Origin of the sequence: Candidatus Accumulibacter sp. ACC003 (assembly GCF_907163085.1) — a bacterium.
GTDB lineage: Bacteria > Pseudomonadota > Gammaproteobacteria > Burkholderiales > Rhodocyclaceae > Accumulibacter.
Genome location: NZ_CAJQTX010000011.1, coordinates 12,796 through 30,603 on the forward strand (window position 1 = coordinate 12,796; position 17,808 = coordinate 30,603).

The window sequence follows — 17,808 nt, forward strand, 5'->3', positions numbered from 1 at the left end:
ATGGCGACGATCAAGCCGGCAGAAAGCATCCACACGAGCGTCTGCACGACCTTGATGATGAGCCGAGCGCTAGCCGGCTTTAAAGGCGCGCAGCCGATCCGCTGCTGCCAGCAGCGGCTCTCAAGGAAAGTGACAAAGCAGTTGATGGCTTCCCCCCGCAGGAGCAAATTGGCGCGCGATCGACGCGCGCCAATGAGGAAGTTATAGCAGGCAATCAGGATTTTTCAAGGCGCTGGCGAAACGTGGCGCCGATGCGGGCGATCGCCGCTCGACGAGGCGAAACTTGCCTCGTCGTGATCCTGATACGACGCGGCGTGATCGCAATACGACGCGGCGTGATCGTAATAGCAGGCGGCGTGATAGCAAGAGCAGTGGTGGTGATCGTAGTAGCAGGAGTCGTGATCGCAAGAGCGGGCGTCGTGATCGTGGTAGCAGGCGTGATGATCGTAATAGCAGGCGTCGTGATCGCCAGAGCAGGCCGCTGTCAGACGCCGGTGCAGACCGAGCAGCGTGCCTGGCATCATGGCTGGCGCCGCAGCGCTTGCCAGCACGCCAGCGCTGCTCAATACTCTGAATCTCTTCAGTCCGCGGGGCGCGTTCGCCATGTCAATGCCCAATCTGCCATTGCCGCGTAGGTTCGACGCAGCGCTCGCGGAGCGCGCGCGCTCGCCGCTCGTTTCATCGCCACGCGGCTTGCCCTGGCGGCGAGCCCCCTTGTTGGCGCTGCTGCTGGCGCTACCGGCAGCCGGCTGGGCGCAGGAAGTCTTCGTCACGCGCGGCGCTGGCGGTACGGTCTATTCGGACAAGCCGCAGAGCGGCAGCAAGGCGCTGTCGCTGCCGCCACTCAACGTCGTCGAGCCCGTCCCGGTGGCGAAAGAAAGCGCCGTCCATCGAGCCCCCGACGAAGCCGCCAGGCCGGTCGCCGCGGCGCCCGCGTACCGCCGCTTCAGCATCGTTTCGCCGCAGGATAACGGCAGCGTCGCCGCCAACAGCGCGCTCTTCGACGTGCGCGTCGCGCTCGACCCGCCGCTGCAGCTCGGCGCCGGGCACGCCATCGTCGTCAGCGTCAATGGCCAGCCGGTCGGCCAGCGCTTCACCGCCAGCGAATTCACCATCCCGCCAGAATTCTGGGGCGACACGCTACCAGCGGGCAATCAGCGCTATCAGCTCGACGCGGCGATCGTCGACCGCGGCGGCGAAGTGCTCAAGGACGCGCCGCCGGTGACGTTCATCGTCCGCTACATTGCCGGCGCGTATCCGCCGCCATGGTACGGGCCCGGCCACCGGCCGCGGCCGAAACCACTACCCGTAGACCAGCCCAGGCCGAACCCGCCACCAGCGCAGCCCTTCGACCCCTGGGAAAAGAAATTCGACCAGCAGGGTCTGCGCTTCTACCAGCGCTAGTGGCGTGTTGCATTCTTGACGAGAGCTTCCGCAAGCTTGGCAGCAAGGCTAGAGCGAAGCCCGGTGGTCGTTGGCATAGGCCTTTGCCAAAGCGCTTGCGGCCACCTTTTAACGAAAGCGTCCCGCTCGGCAGTGTCGCCGGGCGCCACCGCCGACACGCGGCACGCATCGACACCGCGGCACGCCCCCTCGCCGTCATTGCGAGGAGGCAAAGCCGACGCGGCAATCCAGCACCACCCTCTGACTTCTTCACGGCCGACGTATCGCCGACGCCAGGAGCAAGATCTCTGGATTGCCACGTCGGCTACGCCGCCTCGCAATGACGCGTCGGTGGCTGCCGTGCGGCGGCATTGTCCGCGACCCTCGGCAGGGGGGGCCTGAAAGCCGTGCGCAAACCCTGTCGTGGCTGGACTTCATCTGTTCAATACGGCGTATCACACTACACAGGCGGCCGGGCTGCGGCGGCAAGACACGGCGCTATAATCAGGGCCGAGCCGCCATCACACGCTGACCGGCAGACGAACAAGGGAGTGCGGCGCGATGAAACGCGTATTCATCAGCTACAGTCATGACAGCGACGCGCATTGCCGACGTGTCCGTGCGCTCGCCGAGCAACTGCGCGGCGAGCCCGGCGTAGCGGTGGTGATCGATTGGGACATGCTGCCGGGCGGACCAGCCGAGGGCTGGCCGCAGTGGTCCGAGAGGCAGGTAATCGAAGCCGATTTGGTACTGGTCGCGTGCACCGCTCCCTATGGTCAGCGCTACGAGGGCAATCAGCCCTTCGGCGAGGGCCTCGGGGCGGTGTGCGAAGCGGCGGCGATCCGGCAGTCGCTTTACGAGCGCGCCGGCTGCAATCACTACATCAGGGTCGTGCTGTTCGACGCCATCGACGACGAACACATCCCTACCCAGCTCAAGCGCTACCATTTCTTCGTCTCGCCCAGAGACCAGGCCGCACTCGTGGACTGGCTGCACGGCAAGCCTTCGTCGGCAGCCGGCCTGAAGTGGCCGTCGCTCCCCGACAGTTCGTACGTGTGGCCCTTGGCCGACCGCCGTCCGTCTTGCAGCAGGTTTGAGGAAGCGATCACCGGCAGCAGCCGCGAGCGCATCCTGCTGGTCGACGGCCCGAGCAACTGCGGCAAGACCGCGCTGCTCGAGGCGCTGTACGCTTACGCACAGCATCTCGGCGTTGCCGCTGTGCACTTCAACTTCAAGGGCTGCCCGACGGTCGACGATCTGTTTCATTCGCTGAAGCTCGATCTGGGCCCGGCGATCCTGCCGCAGGCTTGCCGGGCGGCCGGCACGGCGCGTCTTTACGAACTGATCGCCGACCTGCAGCAACTCGCCGCGCCGCTGTTGCTGATCCTCGACACCTGGGAGCAGGCGTCGGCGGAAGCACAGGACTGGATCGAGAAGCAGCTCCTGCCACGGATCGACAAGGCGCCCGCGGTGGTCGTGGTAATCGCCGGGCAGCGTGTTCCGGACGCCGCCGGCCGCGCCTGGGCCAGCGCTGTCGCGAGTTGTCCGCTGTCGTCGATCCTCAGCGTCGATGACTGGCTGGCTTTCGCGCGCGAGCGCTTGCAATGCCCTGGAATTCAACGGCTGCAGGTAGAGACGCTCACCGTCGTCACGGACGGCGTTCCTGGGCCGCTTAGCGCACTGCTGTCGAAGTTGGCTCAGAGTGCTTCACCGACTGAGGGGCGTGGCGCCTGAGCTTCGACGACGCCATCCAGCGCTTGCAGGGGGCGCGGGGCGATCCCGACCAGTTGGCGCTAGTGACGCTCGACATCGTCCTGCAAGGGCAGCGCACCGACTTTCGTCTGGCGTTCGAAGCGGCGGCGGTACCGCGCTGGTTCGACGCTCGCATCCTGGCGGCGTTGCTCGAGGTAGACGAGGCCACGGCGGCCGATTACGTGACACGCCTGCAGGCGCTGCCGATGGTCGAATCCTTTGCCGCACGCGGCGGCTGGAACGTACACGAAACGACGCGCCTGGCCGTACGGCGGCGCCTCGCGCGCCATGAACTCGTGCGCCTGCAGGAGCTGTCGGCGAGCGCGGCGGCGTGTTTTACAGACGACGACGAGGTATCGCGCATCGAGCAGATTTACCATCGCTTGCTCGCCGAACCCGAAAGCGGCGCGGCCGAACTCGATACGCTATGGAAGAAGTGGCATCGTTCTGGACGCCACGAGCCCTTGCAGGCGCTGGCGGTCGCGCTGGACGATCTGCTGCGCGCCGACCTGCTCAGCGGTAATGCGCGCGCGCGGGCCCTGGTCTGCGTCGGCTGCATCAGGCAAGGGCGACTGCCGTTGAGCGACGCCGAGAAGATGGCTCGTGAGGCGCTCGAGCTCTTTGACGCCAGCGGCGATCCGGAAGGGCGGATGGCCGCGCGCGATCAATTCGGCGACGTGTCCGAGAGTTTTGGCAATCTTCAGGGCGCGTTGCCGGCCTACCGCGAGTGCCAGCAGATTGCCAGTAATCTGGTGCGCAGCGATCCGGCCAGACTCGAGTGGCAGCGTGAGCTCGCGGCATACGAAGTAGATCTGGCAATCGCCGAGCGCCTCGCCGCTCGCGACGCGTCGAATGCGCTATGGCGAGATGATCTGCTTGCTTCGCGCTGCTGCGTGGACGCCTTGCGGCGACGACTGTCAGACGATTAGCGGTGGGGTGTGGCGCCCGGCGCGCCGATGAGGCGCCTGACGCCAGTGGTCTGGCCGGTCACCGTTTCTGCCTTGGCGCTTGCTGCAGCGCCCGCGACCGATGCCGCCGCCACAACCAGAACGCCAGACCACAGACGACGATCACCACCATCACCGCCTCTTCGATGGTCTTCATGTCGTCGAGCATGGCGTTGATCGCGGCGCCGAAGGCGTAGCCGGCGCCGGTGATTAGTGTCGCCCACAGCGCGGCGCCGACGGCGTTGAGCAGTGCGAAACGCAGTGGCGGGACGCCACTGGCTCCGAGCAGGACGGGGCCGGCGATGCGCAGGCCGTAGAGGAAGCGGACGCCGAGGATCAGGAGCACGTGCCGGCGCTGCAGCAGCGCGTCGATGCGCGGCTTGTGCTGCGCCAGCGCCGGAAAGCGTGCGAGCAGCGCCGCACCCTTCCAGCGACCGAGCAGGAAGGCGAGCTGGTCGCCGATGGTTGCGCCGAGCATCGCCAGCAGCGCCACCAGTCGCCAGTCGAGCAGGCCGCGATGCGCGGCAAAGCCGGCGGCGAGCAGAATCGTCTCGCCTTCGAAGAGCGTGCCGACGAAGACCGCCAGATAACCGTAGGAGGCGACGAAGGCGGTGATCATCGGCGGCGGTGGCCGCCGTCAGGCCGGCGTTCTGGCCAGAAACTCCCGACCCTGCAGCAGCAGCTCACCCGAGCGCCCCGGCAGCGTCCCCCAGACGATTTCGTGACGTGGCAGGTGGTAGGCGTCGAGGCCGGCACGGAGCTGGCGTAGCGTGCTCAGCGTATAGCCTTGCTGCTGCCAGCCGAGGATGAGCTTTTCGAGCACTGGCAGCAGTTTCATTCCTTCTAGTTCGGCGTGCAGCGTGAACACGTGCCCGGCGGCGGGCGCTGTGCGCGTCAGGTCGAGCAGGTGCTGGTGGACCTTGTCTTCGTTGAGACCGTCGATGCCGATCAACTCGTCTAGCGTCGGCAGCGTCGTCGGCAGTTGCGGGCAGGCGACGACTTCGGCGTTCCATACCGGCATGAAGGGGTGGCGGCCGCGGCAGTCAGAGGAGTGGCTGAATCCCAGGCCTTGCGTCAGGCGCAGCGCTTGCGCGTTCATCTGCCAGCCGGCGGCGCCGTGGACGCTCGCCGGCTCGCCGAAGACTTCCTGGTAGCGCTTGCTGGCACGTTCCATCTCGCGTTCGGTCCAGCGCACCTTGGCGTGGCGAACGCCGTCCTGCCAGCGGATGTGGTCCCAGCAGTGGATGCCGGTCTCGAAACCGGCGGCGGCGACGCCGCGCAGGATGTCGGCGCAGCGGCGGCCGATGTCGGGTCCCGGCAGCAGCGTGCCGTAGAGCAGCGTCTGCAAGCCGTAGTGTTCGAGCACCGACGTTCGTGACACCTTCTGCATGAAGCCGCGGCGGAAGACGCGCTTGATCGCGCGGCCGGTGTGGTCGGGACCGAGCGAGAACAGGAAGGTGGCGTCGGCGTGGTGCCGGCGCAGCAGTTCGACCAGCCGCGGCACGCCGATCAGCGTGCCGCGGTAGGTGTCGACGTCGATCTTGAGGACGAGTGCGGGCATGAATCGGGCGGGCGCGCCGTCAGTCCATCAGGCGGCGGGCGCTGGCGACGTCGCCGCGGTAGGCGTCGAAGATGCCGCGCAGCGCGTCCTCGAAAGCGACCTGTGGCGCCCAGTCGAGGTCGGCCATGGTGTTGGTGATCTTTGGCACGCGGTGCTGCGTGTCCTGGTAGCCCTTGCCGTAGTACGCGGCCGACGTCGTTTCGACGACGCTGACCTTGGCCGCCGAGTCGGCGTATTCGGGGTACTGCCGGGCGAGGTCGAGCATCAGCGTCGCCAGTTCGCGGATCGAGTAGTTATTCGCCGGATTGCCGATGTTGTAGATCTTGCCGTCGGCAATGCCATCGACGTTGGCGATGATCTTCATCAACGCGTCGATGCCGTCGCTGACGTAGGTGAAGGAACGCTTCTGCGCGCCGCCGTCGACCAGCTTGATCGGTTCGCCGCGGACGATGTGGCCGAGGAACTGGGTGATCACCCGCGACGATCCTTCCTTCGGCGTATGGATCGAGTCGAGGCCGGGGCCGATCCAGTTGAACGGCCGGAAGAGCGTGTATTGCAGGCCTTCCTGCTGGCCGTAGGCGTGGATCACGCGGTCCATCATCTGTTTGGCGCAGGCGTAGATCCAGCGTGGCTTGTTGATCGGGCCGTAGATCAGCGGCGACGTCTCGGGGTCGAATTCGGGGTCCTGGCTCATGCCGTAGACCTCCGAGGTCGATGGGAAGATGACGCGTTTCTTGTACTTGACGGCGTGCCGGATGATCGGCAGGTTGGCCTCGAAGTCGAGTTCGAAGACGCGCAGTGGCTCGGTGACGTAGGTCGCCGGCGTGGCGATGGCGACCAGCGGCAGGATCACGTCGCATTTGCGGACGTGATACTCGATCCACTCCTTGCTGATCATGATGTCGCCTTCGAAGAAGTGAAAGCGCGGATCGTCGAGCAGGTCGGTGACGCGCTCGCGGTTGACGTCCATGCCGTGCACTTCCCAGTCGGTGGTTGCCAGGATGCGTTTGGAGAGGTGATGGCCGATGAAGCCATTGACGCCGAGGATCAGGATTTTTTTCATGGGGGCCAGTCTCAGGAGATGGGTGGGAGGGGTGGCAGCAGCGGCACAGGGTTCTGGCCGAGACGCGCAGGCAGCGCGGTCGGTGCGAGCGCTTGACCGTCGACTTCGAGTGCGAGAATGCGTAGCACGCCGCCGTCGCCGCAACGCGCCAGCAGTTGCTGGTCATCGATAAACAGCTCGGGGCAAGCGCTCGGTCCGCGCGGCACCTGCGTCTGCGAGGCGCTGCGGGTGATGACGACGCGCCGGTCGGCGAAGTCGAAGAAGGCGCCGGGGTAGGGCGGTGCGACGGCGCGAATCAGGTTGTGCACGACGGCGGCCGGCTGCTGCCAGTCTATGCGTCCGTCTTCGGGGCGGCGGCCGCTGAAATAGCTGCCGGCACCGGGCTCGGGCAGCGTGTGCGGCGCCCTGCCGGCGAGCAACGCCGGCAAGACCCGGTCGAGCGTCATTTCGGCGGCGACGGTGAGCTTGGCGAAGACTTCGCCGGCGGTGTCGTCGGGCAGGATCGGTACCGCTTGTTGGCCAACGATCTCGCCGGCGTCGGGCTTTTCGACCATCCGGTGCAGCGTCGCGCCGGTCTCGCGTTCGCCGTGGATCAGCGCCCAGTTCACCGGTACGCGGCCGCGGTAGCTGGGCAGCAGCGAGCCGTGCATGTTGTAGCCGCCGCGCGTCGGCACGGCCAGCAGCGCCGGTTTGAGCATCAGCCGGTAGTAGAACGAGAAGAAGAAGTCGGGCCGCAGTGCCTGCACGCGGGCGACGAAGTCGGGCGCGTTGGGGTCGTCGGGCGTCGCCACCGGCAAGCGGTAGTCGCTGGCCAGGTCGGCGACGCTTTCGAACCAGATTTTTTCGCTCGGGTTGTCGTGGTGCGTCACCACCAGCGCGACGTCGACGCCGTGCGCCAGCAGCACGCGCAGGCACCGTACGCCGACCTGGTGGTAGGCGAAGACGACCGCTCTTGGCGCTGGCGACGCGGCACTCATTCCTTGCTTTCCAGGACGGCGTCGATCAGGTAGCGCGGGCGGTGGCGAACCTGCTGGTAGACGCGGCCGACGTATTCGCCGAGTAGGCCGATGCCGAACAGCGCCAGGCCGATCAGGAAGAACATCAGTGCGAAGAGCGTGAACAGTCCTTCGGCCTCGGGGCCGACGATCAGCCGGCGAACGATCAGCAGCACGAACAGCGCCGCCGAAGCGAGCGAGAGGATGATGCCGAGCATCGAGAACCATTGCAGCGGTACCAGCGAAAAACCCGTCATCAGGTCGAAGTTCAGGCGAATCAGGCTGTACAGCGAATACTTCGATTCGCCGGCGGCGCGCTCCTCGTGTTCGACGACCACCTCGGTCGGGTTGATGGCAAAGGTGTAGGCCAGCGCCGGGATGAAGGTGCTGACTTCCTGGCACGAATTGATGGCATTGACCACCTTGCGCGAGTAGGCGCGCAGCATGTTGCCCTGGTCGGTGATGCGGATGCGGGTGATTTTCTCGCGCAGGTAGTTCATCGCCTTCGACGCGCCGCTGCGAAAAGCGCTGTCCTGGCGCTTGCGGCGGATGCTGCCGACGTAGTCGTGGCCTTCGTGCATCTTGGCGATCAGCTTGCCGATTTCCTCGGGCGGGTTCTGCAGGTCGGCGTCGAGGGTGACGATGATCTGGCCGCGCGCGTGCTCGAAGCCGGCCATGATCGCCATGTGCTGGCCGGCGTTGGCGGCGAGCAGAATCGCGCGGGTGACGTCCGGACGCCGCTCGAACTGCTCGCGCAGCAGTGCCGCCGAGCGATCGCGGCTGCCGTCGTTGACGAAAATCACCTCGTAGGGAGTGCCGAGCGCGTCGAGCGCCGGGTACAGGCGGGCGAACAGCGGCGGCAGACCGTCCTCTTCGTTATAGATCGGGATGACGACGGAGATTTCGGGGGAGATCATGGCGGCTACCTCAAGACCTGAGGACGATCGTCAGCGCGGTGCACACGCGGTCGACGTCGGCGTCGCTCATGGTTGGGAAAAGCGGCAGGGTCACGGTTCTCGCGCCAACGCTCTCGGCGTGCGGGAACTGCCCGTCGTGGAAGCCGAGCTCGCGGTAGAGCGTAAACAGGTGCAGCGCCGGGTAATGGACGCCGACGGCGATGCCCATCTCGCGCATCGCGGCAATGAACTCGCCGCGGTCTCTGTCGGCTGGCAGCAGCGCCTGGAACATGTGCCAGTTGCCGTTCTCGAATTCGGCTGGCGGCAACTCCAGGCCCATTTGCAGGCACAGCACCCGATCGAGGTGCTCAAAGTACAGGCGCGCCAGCGCGCGGCGGCGAGCGGTAAATTCCTGCAGGCGCTTGAGCTGGCCGAGACCGACCGCGGCGGCGACGTCGGTGAGGTTGAACTTGCCGCCGAGGACGTCGACGTCCATGCCGCCGTCGGCGAAGCGCCTGACGCCCTGCAGGCGCAGTCGCTCGCAGAGCGCCGGGTCGATATCGGCCGGCAGTACCAGCGCGCCGCCCTCGCAACTGGTGACGTTCTTGTTGGCGTGGAAGCTGAACGAGACAAAGTCGCCGCCAACGCCGATCGGCTGGCCGTTCCACGACGCGCCGATCGATTGCGCGGCGTCTTCGACGACGCGCAGCTGGTGGCGTCCGGCGATGGCATAAAGCTGGTCGCGGTCCACCGGCACGCCGGCCAGGTCGACCGGCAGCAGCACTTTGCTGCGCGGCGTGATCGTCGCTTCGATCGCCGCCAGGTCGATGTTGCGTGTTCTCGGGTCGATGTCGACCAGCACCGGTGTGGCGCCGACTTCGAGGATCACGTTGGCCGTCGCCACCCAGGTCAGCGGCGTCGTGATCACCTCGTCGCCGGCACCGACGCCGGCCAGGCGCAGAGCGACTTCGAGCGTCGCCGTTCCGGAGTTGAAGGCGCGCACCGGGCGGCCGCCGCAGAGCTCGGAGAGCGCCGCTTCGAAAGCCTGCACCTGCGGGCCACTGGTGATCCAGCCCGAGCGCAGCACCTCGCAGACCGCGGCGATCGTTTCCTCGTCGATCGTCGGCCGGGTGATCGGCAGCAGCGGCGGCGCGATCATGAGTTGGCCACCAGGACGACGCCGACGATAATGAAGCCGATGCCGAGCATCTTCTGCAGCACCAGTAGCTCGCCGAACCAGTAGTGGGCGATCAGCGCGTTGACCACGTAGCCGATCGACAGCATCGGGTAGGCAATGCTCACCGGCACGCGCGACAGCGCCATGATCCACACCACGACGCTGATCGCGTAGCACGCCAGGCCGCCGATGATCGGCGGCTGCCCGGCGATCTTGATGCCAATCGGCACGACGTTGGCGAGTGAAAAGTCGAAGTGGCCGATGGCGTTGGTGCCGGCTTTGAGCAGCAGCTGCGCGGCGGCGTTGAGCAGCACCCCGGTGAGGACCAGGGCGAAGGCGATAGGAGTCATTTGGGTTTTGCATCTCCGGTACAGGCCGCGCCGCTGGCGGGGCCATTCAAGGAAGGCGATGGTGCGCCGGGTATGGCCGGTACACCTGGACAGTCGCCCTTGGTGTCGGTCGCCGGTGCGGCTGCACCGGCGGGCTTTTCGGTGAGAACGTAGCGCCGGTCGCGGGCGATTTCGGTCATCGGCAGACCGCCGGCCAGCAGCCGCTCGAAGACGTCGATGGTCATCACCGCGTAGGCCTCCGGGTGCTGGTACCAGCGGCGCTCGAACTCGGCGACGGTGGCAATCCATTTTTCGGGCTCCTGCTCGATGCCGAACGACAGCTCGTTCTCGTTCTGGACCATGGTCAGCGTACGGCCGAGATAGAAGGGCAGCGTTTGCTCGTAATAGAGCACGCTATAGAAGGGCAGGCCGGGCTTCAGGCGCGGCAGCGCCTGCGCCGCCAGGCTCTTGGCCGAGCTGTAGGTCGACACGTGCTCGTGGCCGAGCAGCGCGGCGCTGGTGCTCAGGCAACCGCCGATGGCCAGCAGCGCCGCCGCCGCGGCGTTGCGCCGTTTCCAGACCAGCAAGCCGGCCAGGACGATGCTCGCCAGCGCCAGCGCGGCGGCGGCGAGCAGCCACTTGAGGACGCCCTGCAGCATTTCCAGCGAGTACGACTCGCCAGCCAGGCTCAGTACGCGCGGCGCCATCGCCAGCGCGGCGAGCGCGACGATCGCCAGCACGCCGAGATGAAGCAGCCAGGCGCGTCGCGACAGCCTGGCGATCTGGCGACCGCCAAGCAGCGCCAGCGCCGGGAAGACCGGCACGATGTAAGGCGCCATCTTCGAACTCGAAACGCTGAAGAATGCGAAGGTGGCGACGATCCACAGCAGCAGAAAACGCTCGGGATTGAAGCCGCCGGCGACCTTGCGGCCCCAGGACCTGACCAGCGCGTGCACCAGCAGCAGCGTCCACGGCAGCGCGCCGAGCGCATAGACGGCGAGGAAATACCAGCCCGGCTCGTCGCGGCGGTGCACTTCGGTCAGGAAGCGATCGACGTGTTCGTGGATGAAGAAAAATTGCGGAAACTCGGGGTTGGCCAGCGAAACGGCGACGAACCACGGCGCCGTGATCGCCAGGAACAAGGCCAGTCCGCTTAAGGGTGCGAGCCGCCGCCACGGCGACACGTCGCGGTTGAGCAAGGTGTAGCCGAGCAGCGCGGCGCCGACCAGCACCAGCGCCACCAGGCCCTTGGAGAGCACCGCCAGCGCCAGTCCGGTCCAGGCCAGCAGCATCCAGCGGCGGCTGGCGTCGCGCTCACCCTGCTGCGCGAAGAGAAAACCGGTCCACGCCACCTGCAGGAAAAACGACAAGCCCATGTCGAGGGTGATCAGGTGGCCGAGAACGACGAACAGCAGCGAGCTGCCGAGGATCGCCGCTGCCAGGTGTCCGGCCGGCGCTCCCCACAGCCGTCGTCCGGTCCACCAGGCGAGGACGACGCTCAGGAAACCCGTCAGCGCCGGCCACAGCCTGGCGGTCCATTCGCTGATCCCAAAGAGCTGGTAGCCGCTTGCCGTCGCCCAGTACTGCAGCGCCGGTTTTTCGAAGTACTTGAAGTCGTTGAGCCGTGGCGTCAGCCAATCGCCGCTGACCAGCATTTCGCGCGGGATTTCGGCGTAACGGCCTTCGTCGGGGCGAACCAGCGCGCGCTGCCCGAGCGTACCGAACCAGACCGCGGTAAAGGCGATCCAGACGATCAGGATCAGCGCTCTGCTCATCCGCCGTTCAGCACGCTGGTCGCGTCTGGGCTTCGCCGGGCGCGGCGCGGTAACTGCAGCCGCAGCCGCTGGTGAGGCGAAGGTTCATCGGGGAAGGGCTTGTGTTGTGCGAGGCGAGGGGAAGAAGTGCTGCGTTCGGTGTATCGGGCGGCATTATACACGCTCGCCGGGGCCACTCCTGAGCGCGGCAGGCGACGGCGCATCCGCGCGCACCGGTAGCGCCGGTCCGGCGATCGGCCGTGTCAGGGCAATCGTCTGGGCTTTTCCGGCCGGCACTACGCGCCGCGACAAGCGCCTGCCCGGCTGCCTGGAATCGGCGGCGATAAGGTGGCGCGATAAGGTTGCGCGATAAGGCGGCAGGGAAAGCGGGCTGAACAGCGCTGGTGACGAGCCCCTGCTTGCCCTGGCCGGCGGCGGCCTTGCGGCCCGCGGCTCAGCGAACTCGCGTCGGCGCGGGGGCGGGCGAGGGCGCCAAAACGGCAACCCTTGCCGCCGGGCGCTGCTGGCCGATCAGGCGGGCCCTATTGGTGCTGTACTAGGCGACGGTATCGACGCGATTGCCCAGGTTTGGTGGGTTGTTGGGGATCACGTTGGCAGCCGCCTCGATCAGTTGCGAAGCGTGTTGTGACTGAATATCCAGGGTCTTCTTCAGCACGGCTGTCTGCACCGTGTCGCTGGTCCTGATCTGGTTCATCTCGGTCGCCGCAGCGGCAATGGCTGATATTTCCATTCTCACGAGCCTCCTGTGATTGGTCTTCCGGAACCTGTCTCTGCGGCGGTCTCTGCGGCAGGCGACGTTGGTCATGGTGACGGAGCGAATGCAAACAGTCAATGGGACTGTCTTCCATGCAGCCCTGACGCATGACCTCCCCGAATCGACAGCACTTGCCGGTTACGCCCACTTTCGCCGCCGAGGCGGCCAGATGGGGGTTGGCTAGCGGCAAGGGAGCGCTTGCGGCGCGGGGGTTTGGTGTTCAGTCAGTGGGACAGGAGAGGTCGAGGGAGCTCCGTTACGATCGCCAGGCGAGCCTTTCCCGGCGCGGGGTGCGCCGCGCTTGGGAAGATGTGTTGGGCAGGCCTGGGCAAGGTTATTCGAGTTGCAGCAGGAACGGTTCGGCGAGAAGCAGACGCAGGCGTGCTGGGTCAAGCCAGGGCGCAGCACAGGAATTACGGATGAAGGCGATGGCGCCGCGCACACCGAGTTCTTGATACAGGTTGCGTAACTGCCGGGTGAAACGTGCCAGGGTATTGAACACATGCGCCAGGCGCATGAGGAGGTGATAGCCTTTCATGGCATTCCAGTCGAGGGCAAAGGCATGCTCGTAGTGGTAGCCCTGATGTTTTTCGACGAGGAAGCCCGCTTCGATGCCCCAACGGTGGCGGGCACCGAGGTTGCAGCGCTCATGGACATTGTCTTGTCTGAGCGGTTGGCTGGAGAGCCAGGCGTGGCGCGATGTTTCGGTGACGGTCCTGGCCTGTTCATCGATCTTTTCCCAGCTTTCCTCACAGACCACCAGGTTCAGCTTGAGACGCTGACGCCCGTTGGCCGCGAAGGCGTAGTCGATGTCGTTGACCCAGCTGAAGTGTTGTCGGCGCCTTCCCCAAGCGCGCTGCACGGCTTGTGGCTTCAGGGCGTGGAGTGCGCGGAACTCCTGCCAGACCGTGGACAAATCCTTGTCCTTAAGCACGATCATGAACTGCCAGTGGGCGCGCAAGCAGCGCTGCATCACCGGCCCGTTGGCGTAAAGGCCGTCGAGCAGGAGCAGGATCGGCAGGCGGGGGAACAGCGTCTTGAGCCGGTCGCTCAAGCGCACAAAGCCGCGCAGCTCGCAGTCCTGCTTTTGCGCTTCGGTATCGCCCAGCGCGTGTTCGAGGAACTCGCTGAGCAGTGGGACGACCAGGCCGTTGTGGAAAGCCAGGCTGGCCTCGAGGACGTAGACGAAGTACTGGGTGTGGCGGGTTTCCTCCTTGCCGACGGTGCGCTGGAGGAGTTCCTCCGCCCAGAGGGTGTCGCCGGCGACCTTCTGCGAGCCGTCGATGGCGATGGGGTAGCAGTGGTTGATCAGATAGCGGCGGAAGCTCTTGCCGCGGATCAGCCGCTTCACCAGATCGACGTGGGCCTGCTCAAGGTGGTCAAGGTCGATGTCGCGCAGCAGCCGAAACAGGGTGTCGGCGTGTGGCAGGGTCTCGATCTCCGGGAACAGCAGGTGGAGGTTGGCCATGAACTGGGGACGGGATATTTCGCGGTTGGTCTCGCGCCGAGAGGAGAACTGAAAGACGAACATCAGCAGACCGTAAAGCAGCAGCGCGGTCAGCTTGTGGCGGCGCTTCCTGGGGTCTCTCGGGTCGGGAATTTGTTCCAGTTGCTCGAGCAAGGCGGGTAGCTCTTTGCGCAGGAGACGCGTCTTTTTGCTCACGGCGTCCTCGCGGGCCTCCCTTTCCTCGCCGACGGTCGCGAAGGCTGAGCATCGGTTGGGCAGAGAAGTGGGGGAGTGGAGGACTTGTCCACTCGCGCGCCGTTTCGCGTTCAGTGCCTTTTCCTGCCGTTTCTTCTCTGAGCGCAGCTCCTTGAGGGCAGCGCGTGTCGGGCGACGGCAGGGTTTGCTCATGGCCGGGAGCTCCCAGGGGCGGCACACAGCCGGTCGCGACAATCGGCGCTCAGCGGTTTGAGCCACACCTGGCGGGGCGTGCTGCGATACGACTGGCCGGGGCGGGCCAGCCCGCGCCCGCTGGTTGCCCCGAGCAACTGCCAACCGGCCGCGCGGTAACAGGTGCCGGTATAGTGACGAGGATCGACGAAAGTCTCCAGCAACAGGGGCTCGAAGCCCCAGTGATCGAGCCAGTCCGCGCGTGCGCGGCGCGCGAGTTGTCCGAGCACATGACTGGCCAGATGCGGCACCCGGACGTGGGGAAAGATCAGGAAGCGGCTGTTGTTCACCACCCGCGCCAGGTTCTCGCGGCGGGCCTGGGCCGTCCAGCCGATCCAGCGGTCGCGCACGGCGACCGCGCGGGCAGCGCCGGCCAGCAGGACGCTGCCGAGCCGCCGGTCGCCCGCCGTGATGAAGTAGCGCAGGCGGTAGCCGAAGGCCCCCTGGAAACCCAGTGGGTGCCAGCGCGCCACCAGCGCATCCCACTGCGCCACCAACGCCGCGTCGCGAACGACTTCCAGGCAGACCGGTGCGAGTGCCGACAGGGCGCAGTGCACGGGAAGCTCCCCGGTGACCGTATCTACGGGTGCCGCGGGCGGCGCGCAACGGCGTGCTGACGACGGCCTTATCGCCGGCAGTGTCAGCAGCCCGGCCGCCTGCAAACGCTCCAGAAACTCCAGGCAGGCGCTGATCTTCGCCGTCCCTGTCAGAGTGGTCCACCCCAGGTGCTCGCAGACCGTCGCCGCCAACTCCTTGCGCGCCAATCCCGGCAGCCACGCCACCGTCCCGCACACCTCGGCGATCTCCGCGGCGCTGAATACGCGACCGCAGTGCACCCACTCCTCTTCGCTCGTTGCAACCACCACGATACCTCCGGCTGAAACGTGGACCAATGACCCTCCACCTATCCTGCCAGAAGTCCCCCCGGCTGTCTAGCTCCCTTGTGCGAAACCTTTTTTGCCTGCCCACCGCAACGCCTTGCCAGTACTGGGCTGGCGCAGTCATGCTTCAGCGCTGTCTTCCATGGCCACCCGGCAACGCTGGCGTCTTTGTCGAGGTACTTCGGAGCAAGCTTGTCGATCTGGCCGATCTGGAAACGGCGGAAGCGCGCGAAGTTCCATTCCGCGAGCTTGTTGGGCGTGCCATGATCGGCGCGAGTCATGGTCATGGTCTGGGCGGGGGAGATGCTCGATGCCGCCACGGGCGAAGCGAAACCGCAGCCCGATCCACTGTCGGCGTACGAATTCGATCCGCGTATCGCTTGCTCGGTACGGGTCGCCGAGAGATCGAGGCCTGCGACCGCTCGTCCTTGGGTGACTCGTGCCGGCAGTCGCTCTTCGGGCTGCAGGCTGTGCCAAGAGCGACAGGGCAGGCTGGCCGACGGTTTCCTGACACTTTCATCGCCTGAATCGGCGATTGACTGTGGCGGTTGCCTCGGTGATACTTGCCGATAGCGTCAGTTTGCTAGTTCGTTCGCAGGTTCATTCAGGCCGAAAAGCAGAGGAATATCAACATGTACAAGACTATCCTGGTACCCATCGACATGGCGCACGTCGCCAAAGGCAAGGCCAACGTCAATCTTGCCGCAAGCTACGGTGCGCAGGGCGCGAAGGTCATTTTGCTGAATGTGGTGGACGACATTCCGAACTGGGCAGCGGTTGACCTGCCGGAAGGTCTGCTCGATAAATCAGTCAAAGCGACGAAAGCGGAACTGAAAGCGATAGCCAAAGCCAGCGGCATGGAGATGGAGGTCGAGGTAAGAATCGGCCATTCCTACGATACCATTCTCGAGGTAGCCAAGAAGAAGAAGGTCGATTTGATCCTCATCGCCTCACATCGACCCGGCTTTCAGGATTATTTTCTCGGCTCGACGGCGGCCAAGGTCGTGCGACACGCTAACTGTTCCGTACTGGTCGTTCGCTAGAACTGTTTTTCGCTTGGCGTCGACAGTGGAACTCGCTAGGCGGCTCGCGAGCTACTGGAGTCGGGAGCCCGGTTTGCTGTCTTGCTCTTGCGGGCGCGCAAGTTCCTGCGCTTGCCTTTCACCGCGATGCGCACACGGCTCACACTGATCGGGGCTCGGGCGGCGCTGATTTCGGCACCGCGCCGACATCCGCAGGCTTACGACGGGGTTCTGGCGGTCAACGCGCCGCTGCCGGCACAAGTCGGCCGCCAACCGTAATCCGGGCGCTCGAGCAGCGGCGTCTTCGATCGCGTCACCGTGTCGGCCACTGGCCGGGACCGGCGGAATTCGGCACGATGCGTGCCTGCCGACGCTCATTCCACCGCTTTCGCTGACTGCCCCGACGCAGCGCGCGCTCGGAGGCCTGCGGCGCCATGCAAAGCCTTCCTGGACCCTCTGTAGAACCCCTCAGATTCCCTCATTCACCGGTCGCAAAGGCGACTGCAACGGCAAGGAGAAAACGAAAACACCCCATGAAAACCCCAACAAGACTCGCAGCACTCGTTGAAGAAGGCCTCGTTGACGAGGTGATTGGCCAACTGATGAGCGGCAAGGAGGCCACCGTCTATGTCGTTCGCTGCGGCGACGAGATTCGTTGCGCCAAGGTCTACAAGGACGCCAATCAACGCAGCTTCCGCAAGAATGCCTCGTATCAGGAAGGCCGTAAGGTAAAAAACAGCCGGCAGGCGCGTGCCATGGAGAAAGGCAGCCGCTACGGGCGCAAGATGCAGGAAGAGGTCTGGCAGAACGCCGAGGTCGATGCCCTGTATCGGCTGGCCGCTGCCGGTGTGTGTGTGCCGCAGCCGCATCTTTGCTACCAGGGCGTGTTGCTGATGGATCTGGTGGTCGACGCCGAAGGTTCTCCGGCACCGCGGCTCAACGATGTCGAACTCAGCGAAGAACTGGCGCTGGAGTTTCACGCCATGCTGGTCAGGCAGGTCGTGCGCATGCTTTGCGCCGGCGTCATCCACGGTGACCTTTCGGAGTACAACATCCTCGTCGGCGGCAGCGGACCGGTGATCATCGACCTGCCACAAGCCGTAGACGCGGCGGGCAACAGCAACGCTGCCGAAATGCTCGAACGCGACGTGCGCAATCTGCGCAGTTACTTCAGCACTTTCGCGCCGTCGCTGACCGACAGCCAGTTCGGCAAGGAAATCTGGGCGCACTATGAAAATGGCTCGCTGACGCCAGACGTCGATTTGACCGGGCGTGTCGAAGTCGACGAACGTTTGGCCGACGTCGACGACGTCCTGCAACACGTTGAGCTGGCCATCAAGGAAGATGAAATACGGCGCATGTGCCGGTAAATCCAATCG

The 17,808-nt window shown here is 65.5% G+C and carries 18 protein-coding genes; 5 read left to right on the plus strand and 13 right to left on the minus strand.

The genetic code is table 11. The features are described 5' to 3' along the window. Positions 1–224: 224 nt before the first annotated feature. On the minus strand, positions 225–524 hold the full coding sequence (locus QZ656_RS21900; RefSeq protein WP_291995396.1) for a hypothetical protein: 300 nt from the start codon (positions 522–524) through the stop codon (positions 225–227). A 79-nt stretch (positions 525–603) separates the two neighbouring features. Between QZ656_RS21900 and QZ656_RS21905 the strand changes: the two genes are divergently transcribed. The 3 genes from QZ656_RS21905 (at position 604) to QZ656_RS21915 (ending at position 4,064) form a co-directional block, all read left to right on the plus strand. Then, a complete protein-coding gene (locus QZ656_RS21905) occupies positions 604–1,404 on the plus strand; it encodes a hypothetical protein (protein ID WP_291995397.1) in 801 nt (266 codons plus the stop codon). Positions 1,405–1,944: 540 nt separating this feature from the next. After that, positions 1,945–3,117: an SEFIR domain-containing protein gene (locus QZ656_RS21910; protein WP_291995398.1), complete on the plus strand. Its 1,173-nt coding sequence runs from the start codon at positions 1,945–1,947 to the stop codon at positions 3,115–3,117. Positions 3,118–3,140: 23 nt separating this feature from the next. Beyond that, positions 3,141–4,064 carry a hypothetical protein gene (locus QZ656_RS21915; RefSeq protein ID WP_291995399.1) on the plus strand — a complete coding sequence of 308 codons (924 nt, stop codon included), beginning with the start codon at positions 3,141–3,143 and terminating at the stop codon, positions 4,062–4,064. Between the two features lie 58 nt (positions 4,065–4,122). On the opposite strand, the gene QZ656_RS21920 is transcribed toward QZ656_RS21915, so the two are convergent. From QZ656_RS21920 to QZ656_RS21975, 12 genes are all read right to left on the minus strand, one after another. After that, positions 4,123–4,701, minus strand: coding sequence for a DedA family protein (locus tag QZ656_RS21920; RefSeq protein WP_291995400.1), 579 nt, complete (start codon positions 4,699–4,701; stop codon positions 4,123–4,125). Between the two features lie 18 nt (positions 4,702–4,719). After that, entirely contained in the window at positions 4,720–5,643 is a 924-nt protein-coding gene (locus QZ656_RS21925) for a polysaccharide deacetylase family protein (RefSeq protein WP_291995401.1), read from the minus strand. 19 nt (positions 5,644–5,662) lie between these two features. Continuing rightward, the gene (locus QZ656_RS21930) at positions 5,663–6,706 is read right to left on the minus strand and encodes a bifunctional UDP-4-keto-pentose/UDP-xylose synthase (RefSeq protein ID WP_291994846.1); all 1,044 of its coding nucleotides are present in this window, start codon (positions 6,704–6,706) and stop codon (positions 5,663–5,665) included. 11 nt (positions 6,707–6,717) lie between these two features. Continuing rightward, entirely contained in the window at positions 6,718–7,683 is a 966-nt protein-coding gene (locus QZ656_RS21935) for a formyltransferase (protein WP_291995402.1), read from the minus strand. Continuing rightward, complete coding sequence (locus QZ656_RS21940) at positions 7,680–8,618, minus strand: glycosyltransferase (protein ID WP_291995403.1); 939 nt, start codon at positions 8,616–8,618, stop codon at positions 7,680–7,682. The genes QZ656_RS21935 and QZ656_RS21940 overlap by 4 nt, the downstream gene beginning before the upstream one ends. A gap of 10 nt (positions 8,619–8,628) precedes the next feature. Then, positions 8,629–9,756, minus strand: coding sequence for a DegT/DnrJ/EryC1/StrS aminotransferase family protein (locus QZ656_RS21945; RefSeq protein WP_291995404.1), 1,128 nt, complete (start codon positions 9,754–9,756; stop codon positions 8,629–8,631). Then, a complete protein-coding gene (locus QZ656_RS21950) occupies positions 9,753–10,124 on the minus strand; it encodes an SMR family transporter (protein WP_291995405.1) in 372 nt (123 codons plus the stop codon). The genes QZ656_RS21945 and QZ656_RS21950 overlap by 4 nt, the downstream gene beginning before the upstream one ends. Beyond that, entirely contained in the window at positions 10,121–11,878 is a 1,758-nt protein-coding gene (locus QZ656_RS21955) for a glycosyltransferase family 39 protein (RefSeq protein ID WP_291995406.1), read from the minus strand. The genes QZ656_RS21950 and QZ656_RS21955 overlap by 4 nt, the downstream gene beginning before the upstream one ends. Positions 11,879–12,413: 535 nt before the next feature. Then, positions 12,414–12,608, minus strand: a complete 195-nt coding sequence (locus tag QZ656_RS21960) for a YjfB family protein (protein WP_291995407.1) — start codon at positions 12,606–12,608, stop codon at positions 12,414–12,416. A gap of 358 nt (positions 12,609–12,966) precedes the next feature. Beyond that, positions 12,967–14,487, minus strand: coding sequence for a transposase family protein (locus QZ656_RS21965; RefSeq protein ID WP_291991619.1), 1,521 nt, complete (start codon positions 14,485–14,487; stop codon positions 12,967–12,969). Continuing rightward, positions 14,484–15,392 carry a DUF4338 domain-containing protein gene (locus QZ656_RS21970; protein WP_291992915.1) on the minus strand — a complete coding sequence of 303 codons (909 nt, stop codon included), beginning with the start codon at positions 15,390–15,392 and terminating at the stop codon, positions 14,484–14,486. Before QZ656_RS21970 ends, QZ656_RS21965 begins: the two co-directional genes overlap by 4 nt. Before the next feature lie 38 nt (positions 15,393–15,430). Then, the gene (locus QZ656_RS21975; RefSeq protein ID WP_291995408.1) at positions 15,431–15,688 is read right to left on the minus strand and encodes a hypothetical protein; all 258 of its coding nucleotides are present in this window, start codon (positions 15,686–15,688) and stop codon (positions 15,431–15,433) included. A 351-nt stretch (positions 15,689–16,039) separates the two neighbouring features. Here QZ656_RS21975 and QZ656_RS21980 point away from each other — a divergent pair, with 351 nt between their 5' ends. Then, positions 16,040–16,450 (plus strand): universal stress protein, encoded by a 411-nt coding sequence (locus tag QZ656_RS21980; RefSeq protein ID WP_291995409.1) that lies wholly within the window; start codon positions 16,040–16,042, stop codon positions 16,448–16,450. A 512-nt stretch (positions 16,451–16,962) separates the two neighbouring features. Further along, positions 16,963–17,799 carry a PA4780 family RIO1-like protein kinase gene (locus QZ656_RS21985; RefSeq protein WP_291995410.1) on the plus strand — a complete coding sequence of 279 codons (837 nt, stop codon included), beginning with the start codon at positions 16,963–16,965 and terminating at the stop codon, positions 17,797–17,799. The last annotated feature ends 9 nt before the right edge of the window (positions 17,800–17,808 follow it).

Coding starts and splice junctions, on each gene's coding strand:
- QZ656_RS21910 (WP_291995398.1), top strand. CDS start 1,945: ATGAAACGCGTATTCATCAGCTACAGTCATGACAGCGACGCGCATTGC.
- QZ656_RS21975 (WP_291995408.1), bottom strand. CDS start 15,688: ATGACTCGCGCCGATCATGGCACGCCCAACAAGCTCGCGGAATGGAAC.
- QZ656_RS21905 (WP_291995397.1), top strand. CDS start 604: ATGTCAATGCCCAATCTGCCATTGCCGCGTAGGTTCGACGCAGCGCTC.
- QZ656_RS21900 (WP_291995396.1), bottom strand. CDS start 524: ATGATGCCAGGCACGCTGCTCGGTCTGCACCGGCGTCTGACAGCGGCC.
- QZ656_RS21945 (WP_291995404.1), bottom strand. CDS start 9,756: ATGATCGCGCCGCCGCTGCTGCCGATCACCCGGCCGACGATCGACGAG.
- QZ656_RS21960 (WP_291995407.1), bottom strand. CDS start 12,608: ATGGAAATATCAGCCATTGCCGCTGCGGCGACCGAGATGAACCAGATC.
- QZ656_RS21930 (WP_291994846.1), bottom strand. CDS start 6,706: ATGAAAAAAATCCTGATCCTCGGCGTCAATGGCTTCATCGGCCATCAC.
- QZ656_RS21920 (WP_291995400.1), bottom strand. CDS start 4,701: ATGATCACCGCCTTCGTCGCCTCCTACGGTTATCTGGCGGTCTTCGTC.
- QZ656_RS21950 (WP_291995405.1), bottom strand. CDS start 10,124: ATGACTCCTATCGCCTTCGCCCTGGTCCTCACCGGGGTGCTGCTCAAC.
- QZ656_RS21925 (WP_291995401.1), bottom strand. CDS start 5,643: ATGCCCGCACTCGTCCTCAAGATCGACGTCGACACCTACCGCGGCACG.
- QZ656_RS21935 (WP_291995402.1), bottom strand. CDS start 7,683: ATGAGTGCCGCGTCGCCAGCGCCAAGAGCGGTCGTCTTCGCCTACCAC.
- QZ656_RS21965 (WP_291991619.1), bottom strand. CDS start 14,487: ATGAGCAAACCCTGCCGTCGCCCGACACGCGCTGCCCTCAAGGAGCTG.
- QZ656_RS21940 (WP_291995403.1), bottom strand. CDS start 8,618: ATGATCTCCCCCGAAATCTCCGTCGTCATCCCGATCTATAACGAAGAG.
- QZ656_RS21985 (WP_291995410.1), top strand. CDS start 16,963: ATGAAAACCCCAACAAGACTCGCAGCACTCGTTGAAGAAGGCCTCGTT.
- QZ656_RS21980 (WP_291995409.1), top strand. CDS start 16,040: ATGTACAAGACTATCCTGGTACCCATCGACATGGCGCACGTCGCCAAA.
- QZ656_RS21955 (WP_291995406.1), bottom strand. CDS start 11,878: ATGAGCAGAGCGCTGATCCTGATCGTCTGGATCGCCTTTACCGCGGTC.